Source organism: Saccharothrix luteola, from assembly GCF_020859565.1.
In the GTDB taxonomy this organism is placed as follows: Bacteria; Actinomycetota; Actinomycetes; order Mycobacteriales; family Pseudonocardiaceae; genus Actinosynnema; species Actinosynnema luteola.
On sequence record NZ_JAJHUO010000012.1, the window covers coordinates 23766 to 47144 of the forward strand.

A 23379-nucleotide genomic window follows, 5' to 3' on the forward strand; every position below is an offset into this window, starting at 1 on the left:
CCCCCCGCCCCCCCCCCCCGCCCCCCCCCCGCCGCGCGCGGGCGCCCGCCCCCCCCCCCCCCCCCCCCCACCGCCGTGTGCGGCAGGATGTCGACCATGCCGGAAGCGGTCGGGGAATCGTGGCAGCGCATCACCACCTGGTTGCGCACCCGCGCACCGGTCACCGCGACAGCGTTGGCCACGGCCTCCGAGGTGGACCTCCAGGCACTGGTCGAGGACGTCCCCGTCCCGCTGCCGGACGACCTCGTCACGTGGTGGCGGCTCTGCGGCGGCACGGGGCTGCCCGACGGCGACGGCGCGTTGTTCCCGCCGTTCTACGAACCGCACTCCGCGCGCGGCGCGCTGGAAACCCGCCGACTCCTCGTGACGCCGGGCACCGCCACGTCGCACCGGGCCTCGGGGTCCGACGAGGCGGGAGACCGCGCCGGGGCGTTCCTCGACGTGTTCGTCCCGATCGCGGCCGACGGCACGGGCGACCACCTGTTCGTCGACCTGCGCCCCGGCCGGTGGCACGGCTGCGTGCAGCACTGGAGCGCCGATGACGGCTGCCAGACCGGCCCGTGGTGGACCGATGTCGCCGATTTGCTCTCCGACATCGCGAACGCGGTGACCCGCGGCACAAAAGCGCGTGAGGCCTACGCGGAACGGGCGCGCGCCCGGCACTTCCGCGCGTCCGCCCAGCTCGCGCACGTCGAGGAAGGCCGCCTGACCTGGCAACCGTTCCGCGCCTGACGAGCCACCGACGTCAGGCGGGCGCGGTGTCGCCGCACAGGAACGCGTACAGGGCGTCGCCCGTCGGCACCGGCTGGTCGGGCTCGTGCCGCACCAGCCACAGGCACGCGTCGTCGGCCATGCCGTACATGTCGAAGTTCTCGCCCTGGGCGAGGACCACCAGGCAGTCGCCCATTCGCCAGACCGCGTGGTGCCACTCGTCGTCGTGCGCGCCGACGACGTGCGGCTCGCCGAGGCGGTCGGTCAGCCGCGCCACGGCCTCGGCGTGCCGCGCGTCGAACTCGGCGCGCGTCGCGAGCGCGTCGGCCGACCACGGCGCGCCGCACGCGGACACGAGGTCGCGCACGTCCTGGTCGTCGGGGTCGTGCTCGTCGAGGTAGGTGGCGAACGCGTGGAAGAAGCCGATCACCTCGTCCGGGTCGAACCGCATCGCCACGCTGACCCGGCGGTGGTCGTCCAGGTCGAACCGGTACTCGGCCGCGCCGTAGACCTCGTCGGCCACCGACCGCCCCTCGGGCAACGGCCACCCCGCCGCCACCCACGCGTCGTCCAACCCCGCCCGCGCCCACGACGAGCCCGCCAACGCCACGACCCCGTCGACCGTCCGGTCGTCCAGGGGAAGCCACACCAGTGCCATGCGCCGAACCTAGGGGCACGTGCGGCGAACGCGTGAAACCCGTTGCCCGGCGGGACACATCCGCTGCACAACCCGCACAGCGCCTTGTACGGGTAGTGATCATGCGGTAGCGATGAGTGCATGGAGACCTACGTGCTCGACCCGGCCGGCCGTGACATCCAGGGCGAGGCGGCGGAGTTGCGCTCCCGCGGACCGGCGACCCGGGTCGCGCTCCCGGGCGGGGTGCAGGCGTGGTCGGTCGGCGACCTCGGCCTGCTGCGCGGCCTGCTCGCCGATCCGCGCGTTTCCAAGGACGCCCGCCGCCACTGGCCCGCCCTCGCGGGCATTCCGCAGGACTGGCCGCTGTACCTCTGGGTCACGGCGCACAACATGTTCACCGCCTACGGCGCGGAGCACCGCAGGCTGCGGCTGCTGATCTCCAAGGGGTTCACGGCCCGTCGGACCGAGGCGCTGCGCCCGCAGGTAGAGCGGATCGCGGCCGACCTGATCGACCGGCTCGCCGCCGGACCGGACGTGGTCGACGTGCGCGCCGGGTTCGCCTACCCGCTGCCGATCGAGGTCATCTGCCGGCTGATGGGCGTGCCCGACGACGCCCGCCCCGAGCTGCGCCTGATCGTGGACAGCCTGTTCGCCACCACGACGACGCCCGAGGAGGCGATGGCCAACCAGGTCCGGCTCTACGAGATCCTGGACGACGTGGTCGCCGCCAAGCGGGCGGCGCCGGGCGACGACCTGACCAGCGGCCTGATCGCCGCCCGCGACGAGGGCGACGCCGGGCTGACCGAGGAGGAACTCGTCGACACCCTCATCCTGATGATCGCCGCCGGCCACGAGACCACCGTCAACCTCCTCGACCAGGCCATCACCGCGCTGCTCACCCACCCCGACCAGCTCCGCCTGGTCCTCTCCGGCGAACGCGCCTGGGGCGACGTGATCGAGGAGACGCTGCGGTGGCAGGCCCCGGTGGCGAACCTGCCGCTGCGCTACGCCGTCGAGGACATCGAGCTGGCCGGCGTGACGATCCGGCAGGGCGAGGCGATCCTCGCGGGCTACGCCGCCGCCGGGCGCGACCCGGAGGTCCACGGCGACACGGCCGGGCGGTTCGACCTCACGCGGGCGGACAAGACGCACCTGTCGTTCGGCCACGGCGTCCACCACTGCCTGGGTGCGCCGTTGGCCCGCATCGAGGCCGAGGTGGCGTTGCCGGCGTTGTTCGGCCGCTTCCCGGACCTCGCGCTCGCCGTGCCCGCCGACGAGCTGGAGCCCGTCCACTCGTTCATCTCCAACGGCCACGCGACCCTGCCGGTCAGGCTGAGGTAGCGAGCCCGCCGTAGGCGGCCAGCACGATGCCGAGGCCGCGGTTGTCGCCCATCGTGCCCTGCTGGAGCATCTGGTTCATCGCGTACGCCACGGTCAGCCGGGTGTCCAGGTCGACCACCACGACGGAACCGCCCCACCCGCCCCAGGAACACGTCCGCCCCTCGACCCGGTAGCCGAGGCCGTACCGGATCGGTACGTCCAGGTAGTGGTCCACGCCCCGGAACTGCTCCTCCAGCACCCGGCGGCACCCGGCCTCCGACAGCAGCCGCACGCCGCCGACCGCGCCGCCGCACGCCAGCACCGACTGCACCAGGCCGACCGAGCGCGCGTTGCCGTGCCCGCCCGCGGACGGGATCTCGGCACGGCGCCACGCGGTGGTGTTGGCGTCCTGCGCCACGATGACCGGGTTGGGCTCCTCGCCGTCCAGTCCCGGCGCCGCGAAGTCGGACGTGCCCGGTGGCGGGATCACCGGTGCGACGCGGTGGTCGTGCTCGGCGGGCAGGCCGATGTGGAAGTCGGCGCCGAGGGGTCCGGCCACCTCCTCGGCGAAGAACGCGCCGAGGCCCCGGCCGGTGACCCGGCGGATCACCTCGCCGATCAGGAACCCCTGCGTCAACGGGTGGTAGCAGCCGACCGCGCCCGGCGCCCACCGGGCGGGCTGCGCGGCCAGCCGTGCCGTCGCGTCCTCCCAGTCGAACAGGTCGGGCACGGTGATCGGCTCGGTCCACGTCGGCAGGCCGGCGGTGTAGCCGAGCACGTGCCGCACGCGCACGCCGCCCTTGCCCGCCGCGGCGAACTCCGGCCAGTACTCGGCGACCGGCGCGTCCAGGTCGATCACGCCCCGGTCGGCGAGCATCAACGCGCACAGCGCCACCATCGTCTTGGTGGTGGACCAGACGTTGACGATCGTGTCGCGTTCCCACGGCGTGGTGCGCGCCGCGTCGACGTGACCGCCCCACAGGTCGACCACCGGCTCGCCGTCCACGTACACCGCGACCGACGCGCCGACGTCGTCCTCGTCCAGCGACGCCGCGAAGGTGTCGCGCACCCTGCCGAACCGGTCGTCGCACGTGCCATGGATCTCCGCCACCGCCGGAACGTAGCGCCACCCGCCCGCGCCCGGCGACCGCTTTGTTGCTCTCCCGCGCGATGATCCACCCCAACCGAGACGGTCCCGCTGCCCTGTTCGGCCCAACCTCCCCGCCGCGACGCGCAAGGCGTCAGCAGCGCACTTAGGGTCGGTCCATGAGCCACTTGGGCGATGCCCTGTCCCGCCGCCGCTTCCTCGGAGCCGCGGCCGTCGCGTGGTTGCCGGTCGGCGTCCTGTCCGCGGGCGAGGTCGCGGGCGACCCGCCGCCCGCGTTCCCGGCGGGGATCGACCTGTACCGGCAGGCGTACCAGAACTGGGCGGGCGAGATCCGCACCGACGACCTGTGGACGTGCGCGCCGCGCACCCCGGCCGAGGTGGCGCTGCTCGCGAACTGGGCGCACGGCCAGGGTTTCACCCTGCGGGCACGGGGTTTCCGGCACGGGTGGGCGCCGCTCACCGTCACCGCGGGCACCACCGGCGCGGACCGCGTCGTGCTGGTCGACACGACCCGGCACCTCAAGGCCATGACCGCGCTGCCGAACGCGGTGCGCGTGCAGACCGGCGCGTCGATGGACGACCTGCTGGCGTTCCTGGAGGACGCGGGCCTCGGCGTGACCAACACGCCCGCGCCGGGCGACCTGACCGTCGGCGGCGTGCTCGCGATCAACGGCCACGGCACGTCCGTCCCGGCCGTCGGCGAGACCCTGCCGCCGGGCCACACCTACGGCTCGCTCAGCAACATGATCATGTCGCTGACGGCCGTCGTGTGGGACGGCGGCGAGTACCGGTTGCGCACGTTCCAGCGCGACGAGCCCGAGTGCGCCGCGCTGCTGACCCACGTGGGCCGCGCGTTCCTGACCGAGGTCACCCTCCGCGTGGGCGCGAACCAGAACCTGCGCTGCGTCAGCCGGGTCGACATCCCCACCGGCGAGCTGTTCGCGCCGCCGGGCAGCGGTGCGACCCGCACGTTCGCGAGCTTCCTCGACCAGGCCGGCCGGGTGGAGGCGATCTGGTTCGCCTTCACCGACCGCCCGTGGCTCAAGACGTGGAGCGTCGCGCCGACCAAGCCGCCGACCTCGCGCCACGTCGTCACGCCGTACAACTACGTGTTCTCCGACAACGTGCCCAAGCCCGTCTCCGACCTCGCCGACCTGCTCATCACCGGCGCGTGGGCGCTCACGCCGACGTTCGGCCAGTTGCAGTACACGACCGCGGCCACCGGGCTGACCGCCACGCTCACCTCGGACCTGTGGGGCGCGTCGAAGAACCTGCTGCTCTACGTCAAGCCGACCACCCTGCGCGAGACCGCGAACGGGTACGCGGTCCTGACCAGCCGGGCCGAGGTCCAGCGCGTGGTCAGCGACTTCGCCGCGTTCTACGAAGAACTCCTGCACTCCTACAAGGCACGGGGGCTGTTCCCGGTCACCGGGCAGGTGGAGATCCGCGTGGGCGGCCTGGACGACCCGGCGCACGTGGGCGTGCCCGGCGCGCGCAAGCCGGCGCTGTCGGCCGTGCGGCCACGCGCGGACCACCCCGAGTGGGACGTCGCGGTGTGGTTCGACGTGCTGACGTTCCCGACCGCGCCCGGCGCGGCGGCGTTCTACCGCGAGCTGGAGCAGTTCTTCTTCACCAACTACACGGGCGCGTACGCGACGACCCGCGCCGAGTGGTCCAAGGGCTGGGCCTACACGGACGAGGCGGCCTGGGCCGACCACACCGTGCTGACGTCCACCGTGCCGGACAGCTACCGGCAGGGCCCGGACCCGAGTTGGGACGCGGCCCTGGCCACCCTCCACGCCCACGACCCGCACCGGGTGTTCAGCAACCCGTTCCTGGACGTGCTGCTGCCCTGAACCTCCTTACTTCCTGGGCCCCCTTACTTGGAGACCTTGTCCAGTTCCTTGCGCACGAGGTTCAGCTGCTCGCGGTTGAGCTTCCCGGTGAAGGTCCAGGTGTGGACCACGTCCGCGGCCTTGACGACTCTCACGTGGTCGAGCCGGACCCAGTAGACGCCGATCGAGGTCTCCACCTCGACGGCCTTGGCGCGGTCGGCCGGCTTGGGCCTGGTCGAGTCGATCCGGGCGATCCTCACGGCGTCCGCGCCGTCCAGGGTCAGACCGGACTCGAGGACGGCGACCTTGCGGTGGTCGTGCTTCATGATCGTTCCGACGACGTGCTTCGCTGCCATCCGGTGAGCCTCCGAGTGAAGGGAAGTTCGCACGGTAGGCACTACGCGGCGTGGCCGGCGAGACCCGAACGGACCAACTCGTCACCGTTCGGAGGCGTCAGAGGAAGTGGTCGAGCGTCAACGGCAGGTCGCGGACGCGGACGCCGGTCGCGTGGTGCGCCGCGTTCGCGATGGCGGCGGCGGTGCCGACGATGCCGATCTCGCCGACGCCCTTGGTGCCCATGGGGTTGGTGTGCGGGTCGTGCTCGTCGACCCAGTGGGCCTCCACCCGCGGCACGTCGGCGTTGGTGGCGATGTGGTACTCGGCGAGGTCGTGGTTGACCACGTGCCCGAACCGCGGGTCCGGCACGCTGTGCTCGTGCAGCGCCATGGACAGGCCCATGGTCATGCCGCCGACGAGCTGCGACCGGGCCAGGCGCGGGTTGACCACGCGGCCGACCGCGAACACGCCGAGCAGCCTGGGCACGCGCACCTCGCCGGTGTCGACGTGCACCCGCACCTCGGCGAACTGCGCGCCGAACGCGTGCATCGCGTACCGGTCGCCCGCGTCGTCCTCGGGCATCTCCGCGCCGGCCTCGTCGCCTTCGGCCGGGTCGTCGCCGAACTGCTCGCGGAACGCCTCGGCCGCCGCGACCACGGTCGAGCCCCAGGACGTGATGCCGGACGAGCCGCCCGCCACCGACGCCTTGGGCGAGGCCGTGTCGCCGATCCGCAGCTCCACGTCGGCGAAGTCCACGCCGAGCGCGTCGGCCGCGATCTGCGCGAGCGACGTCCACGTGCCGGTGCCGAGGTCGGCCGCGCCGATCCGGACCAGGTAGCGCCGCGGGCCCGTGCAGCGGATCGTGGCGGCCGACCCCGGCGTCCGGTTGACCGGGTAGGTCGACGCCGCGACCCCCGTGCCGATCAACCACCCCGACTCCGCACGGGCGCGCGGCGTCGGGTCGCGGTGCCGCCAGCCGAACCGGCGGGCGCCCTCGCGCAGGCAGGCGACCAGGTTGCGGCTGGAGAACGGCTTGCCAGACTCCGGTTCCACGTCGGGCTCGTTGCGCACGCGGAACTCCACCGGGTCGACGCCGCAGGCGTTCGCCAGTTCGTCCACCGCCACCTCGGGCCCGAACATGCCGGGGCACTCGCCGGGGGCGCGCATCCACGACGGCACCGGGACGTCCAGCGCGGCGAGCCGGTGGGTCGTGGCGCGGTTCGGCGCGGCGTACATCATGCGGCTGGGCACGGCGGTCTGCTCGGCGAACTCCTTGATCCGGGAGGTCTGGGAGACGGCGTCGACCGCGACGGCGGCCAGCCGCCCGTCCGCGTCGCAACCCAGCCGGACCCGCTGGACCGTGGGCGTCCGGTAGCCGGCGAGGGAGAACATCTGCGGCCGGGTGAGCGCGAGCTTGACGGGCGTGCCGGGCAGCTCCCGCGCGGCCATGGCGGCGATGACCGAGTGCACGTGCGGCGTGCCCTTGGACCCGAAGCCGCCGCCGACGTGCGGCGCGATCACGTGCACCCGCTCGGGTGCGAGCCCGAAGACCTCCGCCATCGCCGCACGCGTGGTGTGCACGCCCTGCGTGGACTCGTACAGCGCCAGGTCGCCGTCCAGCCACAGGGCCGTGGTGGTGTGCGGCTCCATCGGGTTGTTGTTGTACCAGGCGGTGGTGTAGGTCTGGTCGAGCGTGAACGGCGAGTGGGCGAGGGCCGTCGCGACGTCGCCCCGCGCGGTGTCGGTCTCCGCGCCGGTGTTCACCTTCTCCGGCGCGTACAGGTCGTCGCGGTCGGCGCTGAGCCGCACGTCGTGCGGCTGCTCGTCGATCCGGACGCGGACGAGCGCCGCCGCCTCCCGCGCGATCTCCCGGGTCCGCGCGATCACCGCCGCGACGACCTGACCGCGGAACGCCACGTCGTGCGACTGGAACGCGGCCAGCTCGGCGTCCTCTGTGGACGCCAGGCGCGGCGCGTTGTCCGGCGTCAGCACGGCCAGCACGCCGTCCACGGCCAGCGCCGCGCGGACGTCCACGTCGGTCAGCACACCGCGGGCGGCCTCGGCCTGCACCAGGTGCGCGTACGCGGGGTCCACCACGTGCTGGTCGCCCGCGTACCGCGCGACGCCGGTGACCTTGGCCGGACCGTCCACCCGCCGCGGCGACCGGCCGAGCACGCGGGTGCGCAGCAGGTCCGTCATCGTCCCTCCCGGCTCAGCTCGCGCAGCGCGGACACCACCAGGTTGCGGGTCAGCGGCACCTTGAAACCGTTGCCCGCCAACGGGGCGGCGCCCGCGAGCTCCGCGTCGACCGCCCGCCGGAACACCTCCTCGTCGGCCGGCGAGCCGAGCACCAGGTCCTCCGCCCGCCGGGCCCGCCACGGCTTGTGCGCGACACCGCCGAGCCCGATGCGCACGTCGCGCACCACGCCGTCCTCGACCCGCAGCACGGCCGCGACGGACACCAGCGCGAACGCGAACGACGCCCGGTCGCGCACCTTCCGGTACAGCGACCGCGTGCCCGGCGGCAGCGGCGGCAGGTCGACCGACGTGATCAGGTCCGACGGCGCCAGCACGGTGTCGCGGTGCGGCTCGTCGCCGGGCAACCGGTGCAGCTCGACCAGCGGGACCACCCGCCGTCCCGCGGTGCCGAGCACGGCCACCTGCGCGTCGAGCGCCGCCATCGCCACCGCCATGTCCGACGGGTGCGTGGCCACGCAGTGCGCGGACGCGCCCAGGATGGCGTGGTGCCGGGTGTACCCGCCGATCGCCGAGCACCCCGTGCCGGGCTCGCGCTTGTTGCACGGCGTGGTCAGGTCCTGGAAGTACACGCACCGGGTCCGCTGGAGCAGGTTCCCGCCGGTCGTGGCCAGGTTCCGGATCTGCCCGGACGCGCCCGACAGCAGCGCCCGCGCCAGCAGCGGGTAGTCCCGCCGGACCACCGGGTGCGCGGCCAGGTCGGCGTTGCGCACGGTCGCGCCGATCCGCAGCCCGCCGTCCGGCAGCTCGTCCACGGTGTCCAGCGGCAGCCGGCTGATGTCGACCAGGATCTCGGGCGCGGCGAGGCCGAGCTTCATGTGGTCGACCAGGTTGGTCCCGCCGGCGAGGAACGCGACCTCGGCCCACCCGGTCGCGGCGGCGACCGCGCCCTCCGCGTCGGGCGCGCGTCGGTAGTCGAACGGCATCACCGCGCACCGTCCCGCACCGCGTCCACGATGTTCACGTACGCGCCGCACCGGCAGAGGTTCCCGCTCATCCGCTCGCGGATCTCGTCGTCGGTCAGCTCCACCGGCCCGGTCAGGTCGCCGGTGACCGCGCTCGGGTGGCCGGCCGCCACCTCGTCCAGCACCCCGACCGCCGAGCACACCTGCCCCGGCGTGCAGAAGCCGCACTGGAGCGCGTCCCGCTCGAGGAACGCCTCCTGCACCGGGTGCAGCCGCTCGCCGTCCGCGAGCCCTTCGGCCGTGGTGATCTCCGCCCCGTCATGCGCCACCGCGAACGTCAGGCAGGTGATCGCGCGGCGGCCGTCCAGCAGCACGGTGCAGGCGCCGCACTGGCCGTGGTCGCAGCCCTTCTTGGGCGCGTTCGCCCCGATGCCGTCGCGCAACGCGTCCAGCAACGTCGTCCTGGTGTCCACGCGCAACCGCCTGCGCCGCCCGTCCACGCGCAGCCCGATCTCACCGTCCACGGCCCGGCTCCTCCGATTCGGCGTCCCCCTGGGCTTCCCGCGTGCCCGCCGGTCAATCCACCGGTTAGCGGCACAGCCCCCGGTGGGGCAGGTCGGGCACGTGGCGCGCCCACTCCTCCGGGGTGAGCGAGCGGTGCACCGAGGCGCACAGCGACGCCTCGACGTCCCGTGCCTAGCCGACCTCCCACAGTCGGACCGCGTGGTCCTCGCCGCCACTGGCCAGCGTCGTCCCGTCGGGGTCGAAGGCGACCGACCTGACCGGCCCGTGGTGCCGCAGGTGCGGGTCGCTGACCTGCTTGCGCGTGGCCACGTCCCACAACCGCACCGACCCGTCCGAGCTGCCGGTCGCCGGCAACCCGCCGTCCGGGCTGAACGCCGCCGCGTACACGGGCCCGGTGTGCGCGGCCAGCTCGCCGACCCGGCCGCGCGTCGCCGCGTCCCACAGCCGGACCGCGCCGTCGTCGCCCGCCGTGACGAGGGTCCTGCCGGCGGGGCTGAAGGCCACCGCCCGCTGCGCGTCGGCGTCGAGCTCGCCGGTCGACCGCCGGGACGCGAGGTCCCACAGCCGGACCTGTCCTCGCGGGCCGGTGGTGGCCGGCAGCGAGCCGTCCGGGCTGAAGGCGAGCGAGTCCACCGGGGCGTCGCCGGTGGCGATCGTGCCGACACCGGGGCGTGCGGCGGCGATGAGCATGGACGCGTGGGCCTCGGCGGCGGGGCTGACGCGCGTCGCGGCCAGGCTGAGGAGCCGGGCCAGCTCGGGGTCGCTGTCACCGATCGCCTCGCTGCGGGCCGCGAGCTCCCGCGACAACGCCTGGTCGCGCTGCTCCACCGTCTGCTGCCGCAGCCACGTCGCCACCCCGCCCAGCACCACGGCCACGGCCAGCAGCAGGGCGAGCGCACCCACCCCGATCCGCCGCAACCTCGTGGCCACCCGGTGCAGGCCGCGCTGGATCGTGGGCGCGAGGCGGCCGTCCGCGGCTTGGCTGTAGGACAGGAACGCGTCATAACCGGCCGGAGAGCCATCCGATGTCTTGTCGGTGCGATTCACCTCGACGTCACTGGGCGTAGTAATCGGTGCCGCCGCACTACGGTATGTCAGGCTCGTTCCACCGGAGGGTTCCGACAGCTCGGATGTCTTGTTATCGTCGCCTCCAACCGCGACCGCCGCCCGCGGGTGCCGCCGTCGGTCGTGGAGGACGTATGGAACGGGCACGCAGCAGTGTGGCAGCGGTCGTTGCGGTGGGGCTGGCGTTCGGCGTCGCCGTCCCCGAGACGGATGAGGCGGTGGCCGGGGTGGACCAACGGGCGCTCACGCTCTGGTACGACGAGCCCGCCGCCGACTGGGAGCGCGAGTCGTTGCCCATCGGCAGCGGCGCACTCGGCGGCGGTGTGTTCGGCACCGTGGCGACCGAGCGGATCCAGCTCAACGAGAAGACGTTGTGGACCGGCGGCCCCGGCTCCGCGCAGGGCTACGACTTCGGCAACTGGACCGGTCCGCGACCGGACGCGCTCGGCGGCGTCCGTGAGCTGATCGAGCGTGATCACCGGGTCGCGCCGGAGACCGTCGCGGCGGCGTTGGGCCAACCGCGGCGCGGCTTCGGCGCGTACCAGCCGTTCGGCGAGCTCACCCTGGCGCTCACCGACCCGCCCGCCGAGGTCGGGGACTACCGGCGTGACCTCGACCTGTCCCGCGCGGTCGCCTCGGTGTCGTACGAGGCGGACGGCGTGCGGCACACCCGGGAGTACTTCGCCACCGCGGCCGACGGCGTGATCGTCGCCCGGCTCTCCGCCGACCGGCCCGGCCGGATCGGGTTCACCGCCTCGATCACCGCGCCGGACAACCGCTCGAAGCGCAGCACGGCGCACGGCGGTCGCGCCACCTTCACCGGCGCCCTGCACGACAACGGCCTGCGCTTCGAATCGCAGCTGCAGCTGCTCAACCGCGGCGGCACGCGCACCGACAACGCCGACGGCTCGCTCACCGTGGCCGGCGCCGACAGCGTGGTGCTGGTGTTCGCCGCGGGCACCGACTACGCCGAGGACTACCCGACCTACCGGGGCCCGGACCCGCACGACCGCGTCCGGCGGACCGTCGACGCCGCGTCGGCGAAGGGCTGGCGCCGGCTCCTCGACGCCCACCTGCGCGACTACCGCGCGCTGTTCGACCGGGTGCGCCTCGACCTCGGTCAGCAGCCGGTCGACGTCCCGACCGACGAGCTCCTGCGCGGGTACGCCACCGCGCCCGCGCCGGCCCGGCGCGCGCTGGAAGCCCTCTACTTCCAGTACGGCCGCTACCTGCTGATCTCCTCGTCACGGCCCGGTTCCCTGCCCGCGAACCTGCAAGGCGTGTGGAACAACTCGGTGACGCCGCCGTGGAGCGCCGACTACCACGTGAACATCAACCTGCAGATGAACTACTGGCCCGCCGAGACGACGAACCTCGCCGAGACCACCGGGCCGCTGTTCGACTTCGTGGACGAGCTGCGCGAACCGGGCGCGGTCACGGCCCGGCAGCTGCACGGCGGCCGGGGCTGGGTCGTCAACAACGAGACCAACCCGTTCGGCTTCACGGGCGTGCACGACTGGGCGACCGCCTTCTGGTTCCCCGAAGCGGGCGCGTGGCTGGCGCAGCACTACTACGAGCACTACCTGTTCACCGGTGACCGCCGGTTCCTGCGCGAGCGGGCGTACCCCGTGCTGAAGGGGCTCGCCGAGTTCTGGCTCGACGGGCTGGAGGTCGACCCGCGTGACGGCAGGCTCGTCGTCACGCCCAGCTACTCGCCCGAGCACGGCGACTTCTCGGCGGGCGCGGCGATGTCGCAGCAGATCGTCCGGCAGCTGTTCGCCAACGTCGTCTCCGCCGCCGACGACGTGGGTGACACCGCGTTCGGGGCCGAGGTGCGCAAGGCGCTCGACCGCCTCGACCCCGGCACGCGGATCGGCTCGTGGGGCCAGTTGCAGGAGTGGAAGGAGGACTGGGACGACCCCTCCAGCACGCACCGGCACGTGTCGCACCTGTTCGCGCTGTTCCCCGGCAACGGGATCAGCCCGCTCGCGACCCCGGAACTCGCCGCCGCCGCCCGGACCTCGTTGACCGCGCGCGGCGACGGCGGCACCGGGTGGAGCAAGGCCTGGAAGATCAACTTCTGGGCGCGGCTCCTCGACGGCGACCACGCGCACGCGATGCTGGCCGAGCAGCTGGTCGGCAGCACCACCGCGAACCTCTGGGACACCCACCCGCCGTTCCAGATCGACGGCAACTTCGGCGCGACGTCCGGTGTGGCGGAAATGCTGCTGCAGAGCCAGGATGGCGTCGTGCACGTCCTACCGGCCGTGCCGGGGGAGTGGCGTGACGGTTCGTACGCGGGCCTGCGGGCACGCGGTGACGTCACGGTCGACGTGCGCTGGTCCGACGGCGTGGCCCGGGAGATCGCGCTGACCACCGGCCGGGACGGATCCGTCACGGCGCGCAGCACCCTGTTCGGCGCCGGCTACCGGCTGGTCGACGCGGGAACCGGCCGGGAGGTGCCGTCACGCGTGGACGGCGAGTCCGTCACTTTCACCGCACGCGCCGGACACCGCTACGTGGCCACCGCCCGGTGACGTCCTACTGGCCGACCCGGCCGTCGATCCGCTCGCGGAGGAGGTCGGCGTGGCCGTTGTGCCGGGCGTACTCCTCGATCATGTGCACCAGGACGTCGCGCAGCGGGATCGGGGTCTTGTCGTTGTCGCCCAGGACGTCCAGGTCCAGGGCTTCGGCCACGAACCGCTCGGCGAAGGAGACCTCGGCCCGCCAGGTCGCCCAGGCGTCCTCGACCACCTCGGGATCGGCCGTCGCCTCGCCGAACGCGACGGTCGCGGAGGTGTAGTGCGGTGTGACGTCCTCACCGGCCATCACCCGCCGGAACCAGTACTGCTCGACCTCCGCCAGGTGTCGCACGAGCCCGAGCAGCGACATGTCCGACGGCGGCGCCGAGCGTCGCGCCATGCCCTCCGCGTCCAGCCCGGCGCACTTGAGCTCCACCGTCAACCGCTGGTCGCGCAGGTGCCGCACGAGGGTCTGGCGCTCGCCGGAGTACGGTCCGCCCCCCTCGCGCGGATCGTCCTCCGGGCGGGCCCACATGTCGGACCACCCGAACGTCCGCTCGGGCAGGACCGCGCCGTCGTCCGTCATGGGGGCGATGGTCGACGCCCCGGCCCGCCCGGCGCAACCGGATAACGCCGATCCCGTGCCCGACGGCCGCGCATGGGACCGCTCACGCTCGTGGTGCCCGACGCCTCACCCGATGCGCAAGCCCGGGTGCGTCAGACGTCGACGCGCGCCGGCCGTGCGTCTTCACGGCCGTACACCAGGACACGGGCGAGCACCTCGCGGAACCGGGCGATGTCCTCGGCCGGTGCTTCGAGGACCGCCTCGATCTCGGCGTCCTCCAGCCCCAGCGCGTCGAGCGCCGAGGGGTCGAGCGACACCCGGAGCACGTCGTCGGTCAGCACCGCCTCCCGCACGCAGCCGTAGGCGGTGCCCTGGTCGGCGGTGACCAGGCAGTGGGTGTCGAGCCCGAGCGACACGTCCTGCTCGTCGGGCTCCTCGCCGTCGCACATGAAGAGGAGGACGAAGCCGCTGCCGTCCCCGCCCTCCGCGACACCGGCCTCGATGAAGTAGCCGTCAGGGTCGATCTCCACACCGACCGCGCGGGCGACGAACCGGTAGCTCATGGCGACGTTCTACCAGCGCGCCGCCGGTGGTCGCTTCGGCGGGCGTGCGGACGGTCTTCGGGAGCATCGCACCGAACACCACGCCCAGCAGGGTCAGCGCCGCGGCGACGGCGATGGCCGCCCGGAAGCCGTCGGTGAACGAGGCCGCCGAGGCGTACGTGCCCGAAGCGCTGAAGACGGCGGCCAGGATGGCGACGCCGAACGCCGCACCGAGTTGCCTCATCGTGCTGAACGCGCCGGACGCCTTGCCGATGTCGCCGGACGCGCCGGCGCCGATGACGGCCTTGGTCACCGCCGGGACGGCCAGGGCGTAGCCGGTGCCGACCAGCGTCATGGGGCCCACCAGCGACAGGTACGGGGAATCGCCGGTCGACACGAGGGCCAGCCACGCCAAGCCGAGCGACTGCGACACCAGACCGGCCAGGACGAGCGGGCGTTCGCCGAGCCGATCGGCGAGGGCCCCGGCGCGCGGCGCGACCAGGAACGGCCCCAGGCCCCACGGGAGCAGGCGCAACCCCGCCTCCAGCGGATCGTGGCCGAGCCCGACCTGGAGGTGCTGGGCGAGGAAGAAGATCGCGCCGGTCAGCGAGCCGTTGAGGAGGAAGATGACGACGTTGCCCGCGGCGAACGCGCGCGACCGGAACAGGCGCACGGGCAGCATCGGCGCGGCGGCACGGGTCTGCCGCAGCACGAAGAGCACGGCGACGACCGCGCCGCCGACGATCGCGCCGACCACCTCGGCGCTGCCCCAGCCCGCGGCCTGCGCCCGGACCAGGCCCCAGACCAGGCCCACCGCGGCGACGCTGAACAGCAGCAGGCCGGGCAGGTCGATCGCGACGCGCGCACCGAAGCTCTCCTTCACGCGGGTCAGCACCAGGGGGATGGCCACGAGGCCGAGCGGCACGTTGAGCCAGAAGATCCACTCCCAGTCCAGGCCCCGGGTGAGCACGCCGCCGATCACCGGGCCGAGCAGCGCGGCCAAACCCGTGACGCCGCCGTAGACGCCGAGCGCCCACCCGCGGCGCTGCGGCGGGAAGGTGGCGTTGAGCAGGCCGAGCGCGAGCGGCATGACGATGGCCGCGCCGACGCCCTGGGCGGTGCGCGCGGTGATCAGCGCGCCGGCCGACGGCGCCAGCGCGCAGGCGACCGAGGCCAGCGAGAACAACCCGAGACCGCCCGCGAACAACCGTCGGCGGCCGAACCGGTCGCCGAGCGCCGCGCCGGTCATCAGCAGGACGGCGAAGCTCAGCGTGTACGCGTTGACGGTCCACTCCAGGTCCGCCATGGACGCGTCCAGGTCACGCCGGATCGCGGTGAGCGCGGTGGTGACGACCAGCAGGTCGAGCACCACCATGAAGGAGCCGACGGAGGCCAGCGCCAGCACCCACCGCTGTGCCGACCGCACGGCCCGGTCCTCCGCCACGGGCAGCTCCTGTCGGACGGCGCGGTGCTCCGGCACCGAGCATGCCGCCCGGCCGCCCGGAAGTCTTCTTCGCCGGTGCGGTCCTCGCGCGCGGCCGTCCGCCCTACCGGGTCGTCCCCGTCCAGGTCACCGGCAGCTCGTGCACGCCGTAGATGTTCATGTCGGTCTTGAGCTTCACCTCGTCGGCGGGGATGGCGAGCGCGAGCGTCGGGAACCGGCGCAGCAGGCCGCCGAAACCGGCGCGCAGCTCGATGCGGGCCAGCTGCTGGCCGAGGCACTGGTGGATGCCGTGGCCGAACGACAGGTGGCCGCGCGCCTGGCGGCGGACGTCCAGGGTGCCGGGGTCGTCGAAGCGCCGGGGGTCGTGGTTGGCGGCCAGCAGCGAGACGACGACGGTCGAGCCCTTGGTGATCGTCTCACCGCCGAGCTCGACGTCCTCCGTCGCGTAGCGGTAGAAGATGTCGGCGACGGACAGGTAGCGCATGAGCTCCTCGACGGCGCCGGGCAGCAGCTCCGGGTCGTCGCGCAGGGCCGCCAGCTGCCCGGGGTTCTCCAACAGGGCGAAGGTGCCGAGCGAGAGCATGTTGGCGGTGGTCTCGTGGCCCGCGAGCAGCAGCAGGAACGCGATGCCGGTCAGCTCCTCGATGGCCAGGTCGTCGTTGCGGGCCAGGTCGGACAGCAGGTCCTCGTCGGGCTCGGCGCGCTTGCGCGTGACCAGCTCGGCCAGGAACGCGTTCATCGCGCCGAACGCGGCCATCTTCTCCTCGAGCACCACGTCCTTCTCGAGGAACTTGGCCGAGTTGACCTGGAAGGTGTCCCGGTCCTCGTAGGGCACGCCGAGCAGCTCGCAGATCACCAGCGACGGCACCGGCAGCGCGAACGCCGTGACCAGGTCGACCGGCGGCGCGAGGCTCGCCAGCTCGTCCAGCTGCCGCTCGACGATGTCGGCGATGTGCTCTTCGAGCTGCTTCATCCGCTTGACGGTGAAGGCGCCGGTGAGCATCCGCCGCAGCCGGGTGTGGTCCGGCGGGTCCATGCTGATGAACAGGCCCGGCAGCTGCGGCGACGGTTCGGTGGCCGCCGGGATGCCGGGGGTCTCGTACGGCACGTGCATGACGCCGAGGTCCTGGCGCGAGCTGAAGCGGGTGTCGGCCATGAGCCGGCGGACCTCGTCGTAGCCGGTGACGAGCCAGCCCTCGTGACCGTCGGGGAACACCATCGGGCTGACCGGGCGGGCCTCGCGCAGCGCGGTGATCCGCCTGGGCGGGTCGAAGGGGCCCGCATCGCGCTCCATCGGCAGGCCGTGCGGGACGGGAACCTCTCGACTCATCGGACTTCCTCTCGTGGTGGCTGTCGCGACCACGATCACCGAGGGGCCGGACATGGCGCTGACACGGTCCTGACACGGCTCTGACACCGGGAACCTAGGGGGACATGCCCCACCGTGAGAGGGCGATGAGGATCACCGCGAACACCACCACGACGACCACGAAGCCGAGGACGCCGCCGAGCACCAGGCCGGTGCCCACCGAGTTCCACGGCGGCCGGAAGAACTTGGCCGCGCACCCCAGCACGATCGAGCCGATCGCGACCCCGATGAACGCGTACGCGTACTCGCCACCGAGCCAGCCCGCGTCCGCGAAGTACCGCGACCGGTAGGCGGCCACCACCGCGACCTGGAGCGCGAACGGCACCAGGAAACCCGCGAACGCCACACCGGGTCGTCTGCGCTGCTCGACGTCGATCACGCGGCCAGTCTCGCCGACCGCCGGGCGCCGCGCATGAGTACGACTACGCGAACCGGCGGCCCGGAGCGAGAGGTGCTCCGGGCCGCCGGCGCGTGCCGCGCGACCGGTCAGGCGGTCGTGCCCGTGACCGACGTGCCGGACTTGGTGACGTAGTACGTCGCCTTGGCGCCGCTCCAGTAGTGGAACGTCAGCGTGACCCGCGAGCCGTCCGTGACCTCGGCGAAGAACTCCGGCTTCAACGTCGTGGTGTTCGCCGTGTAGTTGGGGGCGAACGTGACGTCGAACTCCTTGTACGAGGTCCAGTTGTGCGGGCCGGCGTTGCTGCCGTCGGCGTACTTGGCCTCCATCGTGGCCAGCTGGTCGCCGCGGAACTGGGTCGGGACGGCGAATGCGCTCGTCGTCCCGGTCGAGTTCGACAGCACCGGCGCGTCGTAGGTGACCAGGTTGATCCGCCACGGCACGCCCGCCGAGAACCGGGCCGACAGCGTCGCGTTCGTGCCGTACGCCCGCGACCCGCTCAACCGGGTGATCAACGCCGCCTTGATGGTCAGCTGGTCGCCGCTGACGGTGTAGTCCGTGCCGCGCACCAGGTCGGTGGTGCCGTGGCGCAGCCCGACGAACGACGTGCCGTTCAGGTTGAGCGTCAGCGTCTTGTCCGTGACCGCCGAGGCCTTGGCGCTGAACACCTGGTCCGACGACGCCGTGCCGGACCTGGTCGTCCAGCTCGACTTGATCTGCGCGGCCAGCTCCGGGTCGCTCCACTGGAACGACGTGCGGCCGAGGTGCTGGCCGTTGTCCCAGAGCATGGTGGTGATCTTCTTCGTGCGGGCGTAGTGGCCGAGGAACTCGAAGAACTTCAGCTTCTCGCCCTGCTGGATGGTGCCCGTGTGCCGGTCGAAGCCCAGCAGGCCGTACTCGCCCAGGATGACCGGGATGCCGCGCGCCACGAACGCGTTGGCCACGCGGTCGAACGAGTCGGTGAGGTCCTTCTGCACGGTGGCGTCGAACTTCGTGCCACCCGCGACGTTCACGCTGAACGGCCAGTAGCCGTAGAAGTGGAACGTGGCGATCAGGTTCGGGTCGTTGAGGGAGTTGAACGTGGCCACCAGCTCGTCCACCCGCGCCTGCTCCGACGACGTGTGCAGGGTCGGCAGGACGAGCAGGCGGGTGGCGTTGGTGCCGCCCGAGCCGCGCACGATCCGGTGGAACGACTTGTTGAGCTCGTCCAGCAGTTGCGCGTTCTGCGCGTCACCCGAGCTGTTGGCGAACTGCGGCTCGTTGACGCTCTCCAGCATCAGCTTGGGCGAGGTGTCCCGGAACGCGGTCGCGATCTGCGTCCACGCCGCGTTGTAGCGGGCCAGCACGTTCGTGCGGTCCGTCGGCATGGCGTTGATCCACTGCCACGAGTCGTGGTGGATGTTGATCATGACGTAGAAGCCGTCCGCCAACGCCCAGTTCACGACCTCCTTGACGCGTGCCAAGTAGGCCGCCTCGATCGTGTAACCCGGCGCGCCACCCTGGTGCGCGCTCCACGTCACCGGGATGCGGATGCTCTTGAAGCCCTGCGCCCGGACGTTGTCCAGCAGCGCCTCGGTGATGCGCGGGTTGCCCCACGACGTCTCGTCGGCGCCGGTGGCGTCGAGCGAGTTGCCCAGGTTCCAGCCCGGCTGCATCTCCGCGACCCGCGCCATGGCGTCGCCCACCGGCGGGGTCGTCGTGGTGGTGGTGGTGGTGGTGGTCGTCGTCGTGCTGGTGGTCGTGGTCGTGCTACCGGTGCAGGTCACGCCGTTGAGCGCGAACGACGACGGCGCCGTGTTCGAGCCCGTCCACGTGCCGTTGAAGCCGAACGCCACCGAGCCGCCGGTCGGGATGTTGGCGTTGTAGCCGACGTTGGTCGCGGTGACCTGGCTGCCCGACGACGTGACGGTGGCGTTCCACGCCTGGGTGACCGTCTGGCCGGACGGGAACGCCCACGTGAGCCGCCACCCGCCGCTGATCGGGTCGCCCAGGTTGGTGATGTCGACGTTGCCGTTGAAGCCGCCCTGCCACTGGCTCGGCACCGAGTACACGACCCGGCAGCCCGCCGCCGCCTGGGCGTCGGTCACCGCGACAACACCCACGCTCGCGAGCAACGAGGCCATTCCGGTGGCCAGCAGGCCGACCCGCCAACGGATTTTTCTCAGCTTGCCTCGCATATCGGCCATGACGCTCCTCGTAATCGCCTGCGGCAGCGGGAGGGGTGGGAACCGAAACGCGCGCGGGCGGTGGAGCCGGCCGCAGTGGGAATCCAGGTGCGCCGGTCACCGCCCGGCGCACCCGCACCGCCACGACCGTGGTACCGGGCGCGGCGGCGTGTTCCGGCGCTGCCTCGCCATGATGTTGACGGTAACGGATGGGTGACGCAAGGGTTTCGACGGGAATCGACTCCGGCGGCATCCCCGACCAATTCGAAATCGCCGCCGGAAGTCGAAAACATTCGACGCGGCATCGTCCGCCGTTCGACGAATCCGTCGAATGAATTCGACATCGGACCCGCGCGACCCGGCCTCAGCGCCGGGGCAGGACCCACGTTTGCGCGGCGGTGCCGTTGCAGTCCCAGATCTGCACCCGGGTGAAGTCGGCCGACATCCCGTCGCGCGCGTCCAGGCACCGGTCGGACAGCGCGTTCACCAGCGCGCCGCCCGGAGTCGCGCGCCACCGCTGCGCCCCCGTGCCGTTGCAGTCCCACAGCTGCACCGGCGTGCCGGCGTGCGGCACCCCGTTGGCCACGTCGAGGCACTTGCCCAACGCGCGCACCGACCCGTCCGCGTCGAGCTTCCAGTCCTGCGCGCCCGTGCCGTTGCACCGGAACAGCCAGACCACCGTCCCGCTCACCGTGCTGCCGCCGTCCACGTCGACGCACTGGCCGGCGATGCCGGTCACCCGGTCGGCCGGCCGCGGCGGCTGCCAGGTCTGCGCCGCGCCGCCCGTGCACGGCGCGAGCCGCAGCGCGCCGGTGGACGAGTCGAGGCACCGGCCACCGGACTCGAGCGGACCACCGTCCGCCACCGCCCAGCGCTGACCGGCGCAGTCGGCCAGCACGACGGCGTCACCGGCGGGCGCCAGGCACCGACCCATCGCCTTCACCGCGCCCTCCGGCGTCACGGTCCACCGCTGCGCGGCCGTGCCGTTGCACGCCCACAGCTGCACGGGCGTGCCGGGTGCGTCGTTCGCGTCGGCCACGTCGAGGCACGACCCCGCGTTGACCACCTGGCCGGTGGCGCCCTCGGGGATCCGCTCCGCCTGCCTGGTCACGGTCCCGGTGAGCCGCAGGTCCCGGGACGACGCGCCCACCGTGACCGCGAACGTTCCCGGCGGCACCCGGAACGACCGCCCGGCCTCGTCCCAGATCGCGAAGGCGCGCCGGTCGAGCTCGACCGACACCCTGGTGGTGGCGCCGGCGGCCGGCGCGACCTTGGCGAACCCGCGCAACTGCCGCGGCGGCTCACCGGCCGCGTCCGGGTAACCCACGTACACCTGCGGCACCGCCGAACCCGCCCGTCCACCCGTGTTGGTCACGTCGAACGACACCGAGACCCCCTGCCCCGCGGCCGGCGCCACGGCCAGGTTCGCGTAGCGGAACGTCGTGTAGGACAGGCCGTGCCCGAACGGGAACAGCGGCGTCGTCCCGGTGGCGTCGTACCACCGGTAGCCGACCCGGAGCCGTTCCGCGTAGTGCACGACACCACCCTCACCGGGGTACTGCGCGGGTGAGGCGATCGGGGTCGCGTCGAGACCGGTCGGGAACGTCACCGGCAGCCGCCCGCCGGGCTCCGCCGCGCCGAACAGCACGTCCGCCACCGCGTGCCCGCCCTGCTCGCCGGGGTACCAGGCCTGCAGCACGGTGTGCGCGGCCGGCAGCCACGGCATGGTCACCGGCCCACCGGTCTCCAGCACCACCACGGTGTTCGCGTTGGCCGCCGTGATCGCCGAGACCAGCGCGTCCTGGTTGCCGGGCAGGTCGATCGACGGCCGGTCGGCGCCCTCGGTGCTGTCGTCGCCGACCACCACCACGGCGCCGTCGGCGGCCCGTGCCGCCTCGACCGCCCGGCGCAGCTCCGGATCGGCTTCGGCCGGCGTGTACCAGCCGAAGCGCAGCCCGGCGTCACCCGCCGCCTCGTAGTACTCGACCCGGACCTGGTGCCGGGCGCCCGCCCGCAGCGGGATCCTGGTCGACCTGGTCCGCGTGGCGTGATCGCCCCAGTTGTCCACGACGAGGGCGCCGTCGAGGTAGAGCCTGCTGCCGTCGTCGCTGGTGACGGCGAGGTCGTAGGCGCCGGTCGCGGGCACGGCGAGGGTCGCGGTGAAGCGGGCCGACCAGTTGTCGGCGGGCACGGTCGGCGCGGGCGACCCGCCCGCCCAGTCGAAGTCGATCGATGCGGGCGCGGTGGACGCCACCGGCGTGCCGGCGAGGTCGCGGTTGGCGTAGTAGTCGGCGCGCAGGCCCGACAACGACTCCGGCGGCACGGCGAACGGCGACGGGCGCGACCCCGGCGTGTACGTCAGGCCCGCGCCCACCCGTGCGCGCAGACCGTCCAGCGGTGTCACGGTGTGCTCCGGGTACGGCGTCACGTGCGAGCTGCCCTTGCCGCCGGTGTGCGCGAAACCCGCGTACCACCCGGACACGGCGACGGTCCCGGCCGCGGCGGTCAACGGCAGCAGCGAGCGGTCGTTGCGCAGCAGCACCATGCCCGCCGCGGCCTGCCTGCGCGCGACCGCCGCGTGCGCGGCAGGGTCTACCACCGGGCGCGGGTCGCCGTCGAGCAGACCGGTGCGCATCATCAGCCGCAGCACCCGCCGCACGTTGTCCTCGAACGCCGGGCGCGCCAAGGCGCCGGAGCGCACGGCATCGGCGAGGCCCGCGTAGTGCGTCGAGCCGCCGAACTCCTGGTCCAGCCCCGCCAACGCCGACGTCACCCCGGAGTGCGTGGCCGGGTAGTCCGAGCCGACCGCGCCGTCGAAGCCCCAGCGGTCGCGCATCACGTCGTTGAGCAGTGGGAAGCTCTCGCACGCCCACGATCCGTTGACCCGGTTGTAGGCGCACATCGCCGACCACGCTCCACCCTGCCGCACGGCCGTCTCGAACGCCGGCAGGTAGACCTCCCGCAGCGTCCGGTCGTCCACATTGGACGACAGCCAGAGCCTGCCCTCCTCCTGGTTGTTCGCCGCGACGTGCTTGACCTGGGCGGCGACCCGCTGCCCCTGCACGCCGGCGACGTAGCTCGCGGCCAGTTGCCCCGCCAGGTGCGGGTCCTCGCCGTAGGTCTCGAAGTTCCGCCCGGCCTGCGGCACCCGGACGATGTTGACCATCGGCGAGTACAGCACCTGGTAGCCGCGCGCCTTGACCTCGCGGCCGACCAGCCCGCCCGCCTCCGCGGCCACCGCGCGGTCGAACGTGGCGGCCAGCGACACCGGCGCGGGCATCGCGGTGGCGGGCAGGCCGTCGCGGACGCCGGCCGGGCCGTCGGTGAGCCGCAGCGGCGGGATCCCCAGCCGCGCCACGCCGGGCACGTAACCGACCGCGTGCTCACCGGCGGGCGTCGTCACCCCGAGGAGCAGCCGCGCCTGCTCGTCCAGCGTCAGTTGCGAGAGCAGGATGGTCACCCGCTGCTCCAGCGGAACGGCCGCGTCACGCCACGCGGGCTGCCGCTCGGCAGCCGTGCTCGCGGTGCTCGCCATGACCAGGATCAGCACTGCCGTGACGCGAACCGCGGTCCGGCGTTCCTTCCACCGCATGACGCCCCCTCGCGCCGATGCGAACCGCGTCGGCGCATGCCCGCTGCTGCCGACGCGCCCCGCAACCACGGTAGAGCAAGGGATT

Annotated in this window: 18 protein-coding genes; 4 read left to right on the forward strand and 14 right to left on the reverse strand. The window is 73.1% G+C overall.

All coding sequences use genetic code 11. The features are described from left to right. Positions 1-96 precede the first annotated feature (96 nt). Positions 97-732, forward strand: a complete 636-nt coding sequence (locus LNK82_RS17945) for an SMI1/KNR4 family protein (RefSeq protein ID WP_230568143.1) — start codon at positions 97-99, stop codon at positions 730-732. Between the two features lie 13 nt (positions 733-745). Here LNK82_RS17945 and LNK82_RS17950 read toward each other — a convergent pair whose 3' ends face one another. Then, a complete protein-coding gene (locus LNK82_RS17950; protein ID WP_230568144.1) occupies positions 746-1369 on the reverse strand; it encodes a hypothetical protein in 624 nt (207 codons plus the stop codon). 120 nt (positions 1370-1489) lie between these two features. Between LNK82_RS17950 and LNK82_RS17955 the strand changes: the two genes are divergently transcribed. Beyond that, complete coding sequence (locus tag LNK82_RS17955) at positions 1490-2689, forward strand: cytochrome P450 family protein (protein WP_230568145.1); 1200 nt, start codon at positions 1490-1492, stop codon at positions 2687-2689. Here the strand turns inward: LNK82_RS17955 and LNK82_RS17960 are convergent. Then, on the reverse strand, positions 2676-3779 hold the full coding sequence (locus LNK82_RS17960) for a serine hydrolase domain-containing protein (protein WP_230568146.1): 1104 nt from the start codon (positions 3777-3779) through the stop codon (positions 2676-2678). The two genes, LNK82_RS17955 and LNK82_RS17960, sit on opposite strands and share 14 nt — an antisense overlap. A 155-nt stretch (positions 3780-3934) precedes the next feature. On the opposite strand from LNK82_RS17960, the gene LNK82_RS17965 reads away from it, so the two are divergent. Beyond that, complete coding sequence (locus LNK82_RS17965) at positions 3935-5632, forward strand: cholesterol oxidase substrate-binding domain-containing protein (RefSeq protein WP_230568147.1); 1698 nt, start codon at positions 3935-3937, stop codon at positions 5630-5632. Between the two features lie 23 nt (positions 5633-5655). Here the strand turns inward: LNK82_RS17965 and LNK82_RS17970 are convergent, their stop codons facing one another. The 5 genes from LNK82_RS17970 to LNK82_RS47745 form a co-directional block, all read right to left on the reverse strand. Then, positions 5656-5967 (reverse strand): hypothetical protein, encoded by a 312-nt coding sequence (locus LNK82_RS17970; protein WP_230568148.1) that lies wholly within the window; start codon positions 5965-5967, stop codon positions 5656-5658. 97 nt (positions 5968-6064) lie between these two features. Beyond that, on the reverse strand, positions 6065-8146 hold the full coding sequence (locus LNK82_RS17975; protein WP_230568149.1) for a xanthine dehydrogenase family protein molybdopterin-binding subunit: 2082 nt from the start codon (positions 8144-8146) through the stop codon (positions 6065-6067). Further along, positions 8143-9132 carry an FAD binding domain-containing protein gene (locus LNK82_RS17980; protein ID WP_230568150.1) on the reverse strand — a complete coding sequence of 330 codons (990 nt, stop codon included), beginning with the start codon at positions 9130-9132 and terminating at the stop codon, positions 8143-8145. The genes LNK82_RS17975 and LNK82_RS17980 overlap by 4 nt, the downstream gene beginning before the upstream one ends. Beyond that, a complete protein-coding gene (locus tag LNK82_RS17985; protein WP_230568151.1) occupies positions 9129-9632 on the reverse strand; it encodes a 2Fe-2S iron-sulfur cluster-binding protein in 504 nt (167 codons plus the stop codon). Before LNK82_RS17985 ends, LNK82_RS17980 begins: the two co-directional genes overlap by 4 nt. Before the next feature lie 172 nt (positions 9633-9804). Then, positions 9805-10680 carry a WD40 repeat domain-containing protein gene (locus LNK82_RS47745; protein ID WP_230568152.1) on the reverse strand — a complete coding sequence of 292 codons (876 nt, stop codon included), beginning with the start codon at positions 10678-10680 and terminating at the stop codon, positions 9805-9807. Between the two features lie 173 nt (positions 10681-10853). Here LNK82_RS47745 and LNK82_RS17995 point away from each other — a divergent pair, with 173 nt between their 5' ends. After that, a complete protein-coding gene (locus tag LNK82_RS17995; protein ID WP_230568153.1) occupies positions 10854-13235 on the forward strand; it encodes a glycoside hydrolase family 95 protein in 2382 nt (793 codons plus the stop codon). Positions 13236-13239: 4 nt separating this feature from the next. Here LNK82_RS17995 and LNK82_RS18000 read toward each other — a convergent pair whose 3' ends face one another. The 7 genes from LNK82_RS18000 to LNK82_RS18030 all read right to left on the reverse strand — a co-directional run bounded on the left by LNK82_RS18000 (position 13240) and on the right by LNK82_RS18030 (position 23294). Next, on the reverse strand, positions 13240-13806 hold the full coding sequence (locus LNK82_RS18000; protein ID WP_230568154.1) for a DinB family protein: 567 nt from the start codon (positions 13804-13806) through the stop codon (positions 13240-13242). Positions 13807-13937: 131 nt separating this feature from the next. Then, entirely contained in the window at positions 13938-14348 is a 411-nt protein-coding gene (locus tag LNK82_RS18005; protein WP_230568155.1) for an Imm10 family immunity protein, read from the reverse strand. After that, positions 14299-15771 (reverse strand): DHA2 family efflux MFS transporter permease subunit, encoded by a 1473-nt coding sequence (locus tag LNK82_RS18010; protein WP_230568156.1) that lies wholly within the window; start codon positions 15769-15771, stop codon positions 14299-14301. Before LNK82_RS18010 ends, LNK82_RS18005 begins: the two co-directional genes overlap by 50 nt. A gap of 103 nt (positions 15772-15874) precedes the next feature. Further along, on the reverse strand, positions 15875-17101 hold the full coding sequence (locus LNK82_RS18015; RefSeq protein WP_230568157.1) for a cytochrome P450: 1227 nt from the start codon (positions 17099-17101) through the stop codon (positions 15875-15877). 94 nt (positions 17102-17195) lie between these two features. Continuing rightward, positions 17196-17519, reverse strand: a complete 324-nt coding sequence (locus tag LNK82_RS18020) for a hypothetical protein (protein ID WP_230568158.1) — start codon at positions 17517-17519, stop codon at positions 17196-17198. Between the two features lie 107 nt (positions 17520-17626). Continuing rightward, complete coding sequence (locus tag LNK82_RS18025) at positions 17627-19723, reverse strand: cellulase family glycosylhydrolase (protein ID WP_230568159.1); 2097 nt, start codon at positions 19721-19723, stop codon at positions 17627-17629. A gap of 343 nt (positions 19724-20066) precedes the next feature. Then, positions 20067-23294 carry a glycoside hydrolase family 3 C-terminal domain-containing protein gene (locus tag LNK82_RS18030; protein WP_230568160.1) on the reverse strand — a complete coding sequence of 1076 codons (3228 nt, stop codon included), beginning with the start codon at positions 23292-23294 and terminating at the stop codon, positions 20067-20069. Positions 23295-23379 lie beyond the last annotated feature (85 nt).

What these genes read in the sequence shown, in the direction of transcription:
- LNK82_RS17970 (WP_230568148.1), bottom strand. Translation starts at nt 5,967, where the DNA reads ATGGCAGCGAAGCACGTCGTCGGAACGATCATGAAGCACGACCACCGC.
- LNK82_RS18005 (WP_230568155.1), bottom strand. Translation starts at nt 14,348, where the DNA reads ATGAGCTACCGGTTCGTCGCCCGCGCGGTCGGTGTGGAGATCGACCCT.
- LNK82_RS17975 (WP_230568149.1), bottom strand. Translation starts at nt 8,146, where the DNA reads ATGACGGACCTGCTGCGCACCCGCGTGCTCGGCCGGTCGCCGCGGCGG.
- LNK82_RS18000 (WP_230568154.1), bottom strand. Translation starts at nt 13,806, where the DNA reads ATGACGGACGACGGCGCGGTCCTGCCCGAGCGGACGTTCGGGTGGTCC.
- LNK82_RS18030 (WP_230568160.1), bottom strand. Translation starts at nt 23,294, where the DNA reads ATGCGGTGGAAGGAACGCCGGACCGCGGTTCGCGTCACGGCAGTGCTG.
- LNK82_RS17945 (WP_230568143.1), top strand. Translation starts at nt 97, where the DNA reads ATGCCGGAAGCGGTCGGGGAATCGTGGCAGCGCATCACCACCTGGTTG.
- LNK82_RS18025 (WP_230568159.1), bottom strand. Translation starts at nt 19,723, where the DNA reads ATGGCCGATATGCGAGGCAAGCTGAGAAAAATCCGTTGGCGGGTCGGC.
- LNK82_RS17965 (WP_230568147.1), top strand. Translation starts at nt 3,935, where the DNA reads ATGAGCCACTTGGGCGATGCCCTGTCCCGCCGCCGCTTCCTCGGAGCC.
- LNK82_RS18015 (WP_230568157.1), bottom strand. Translation starts at nt 17,101, where the DNA reads ATGAGTCGAGAGGTTCCCGTCCCGCACGGCCTGCCGATGGAGCGCGAT.
- LNK82_RS17950 (WP_230568144.1), bottom strand. Translation starts at nt 1,369, where the DNA reads ATGGCACTGGTGTGGCTTCCCCTGGACGACCGGACGGTCGACGGGGTC.
- LNK82_RS17955 (WP_230568145.1), top strand. Translation starts at nt 1,490, where the DNA reads ATGGAGACCTACGTGCTCGACCCGGCCGGCCGTGACATCCAGGGCGAG.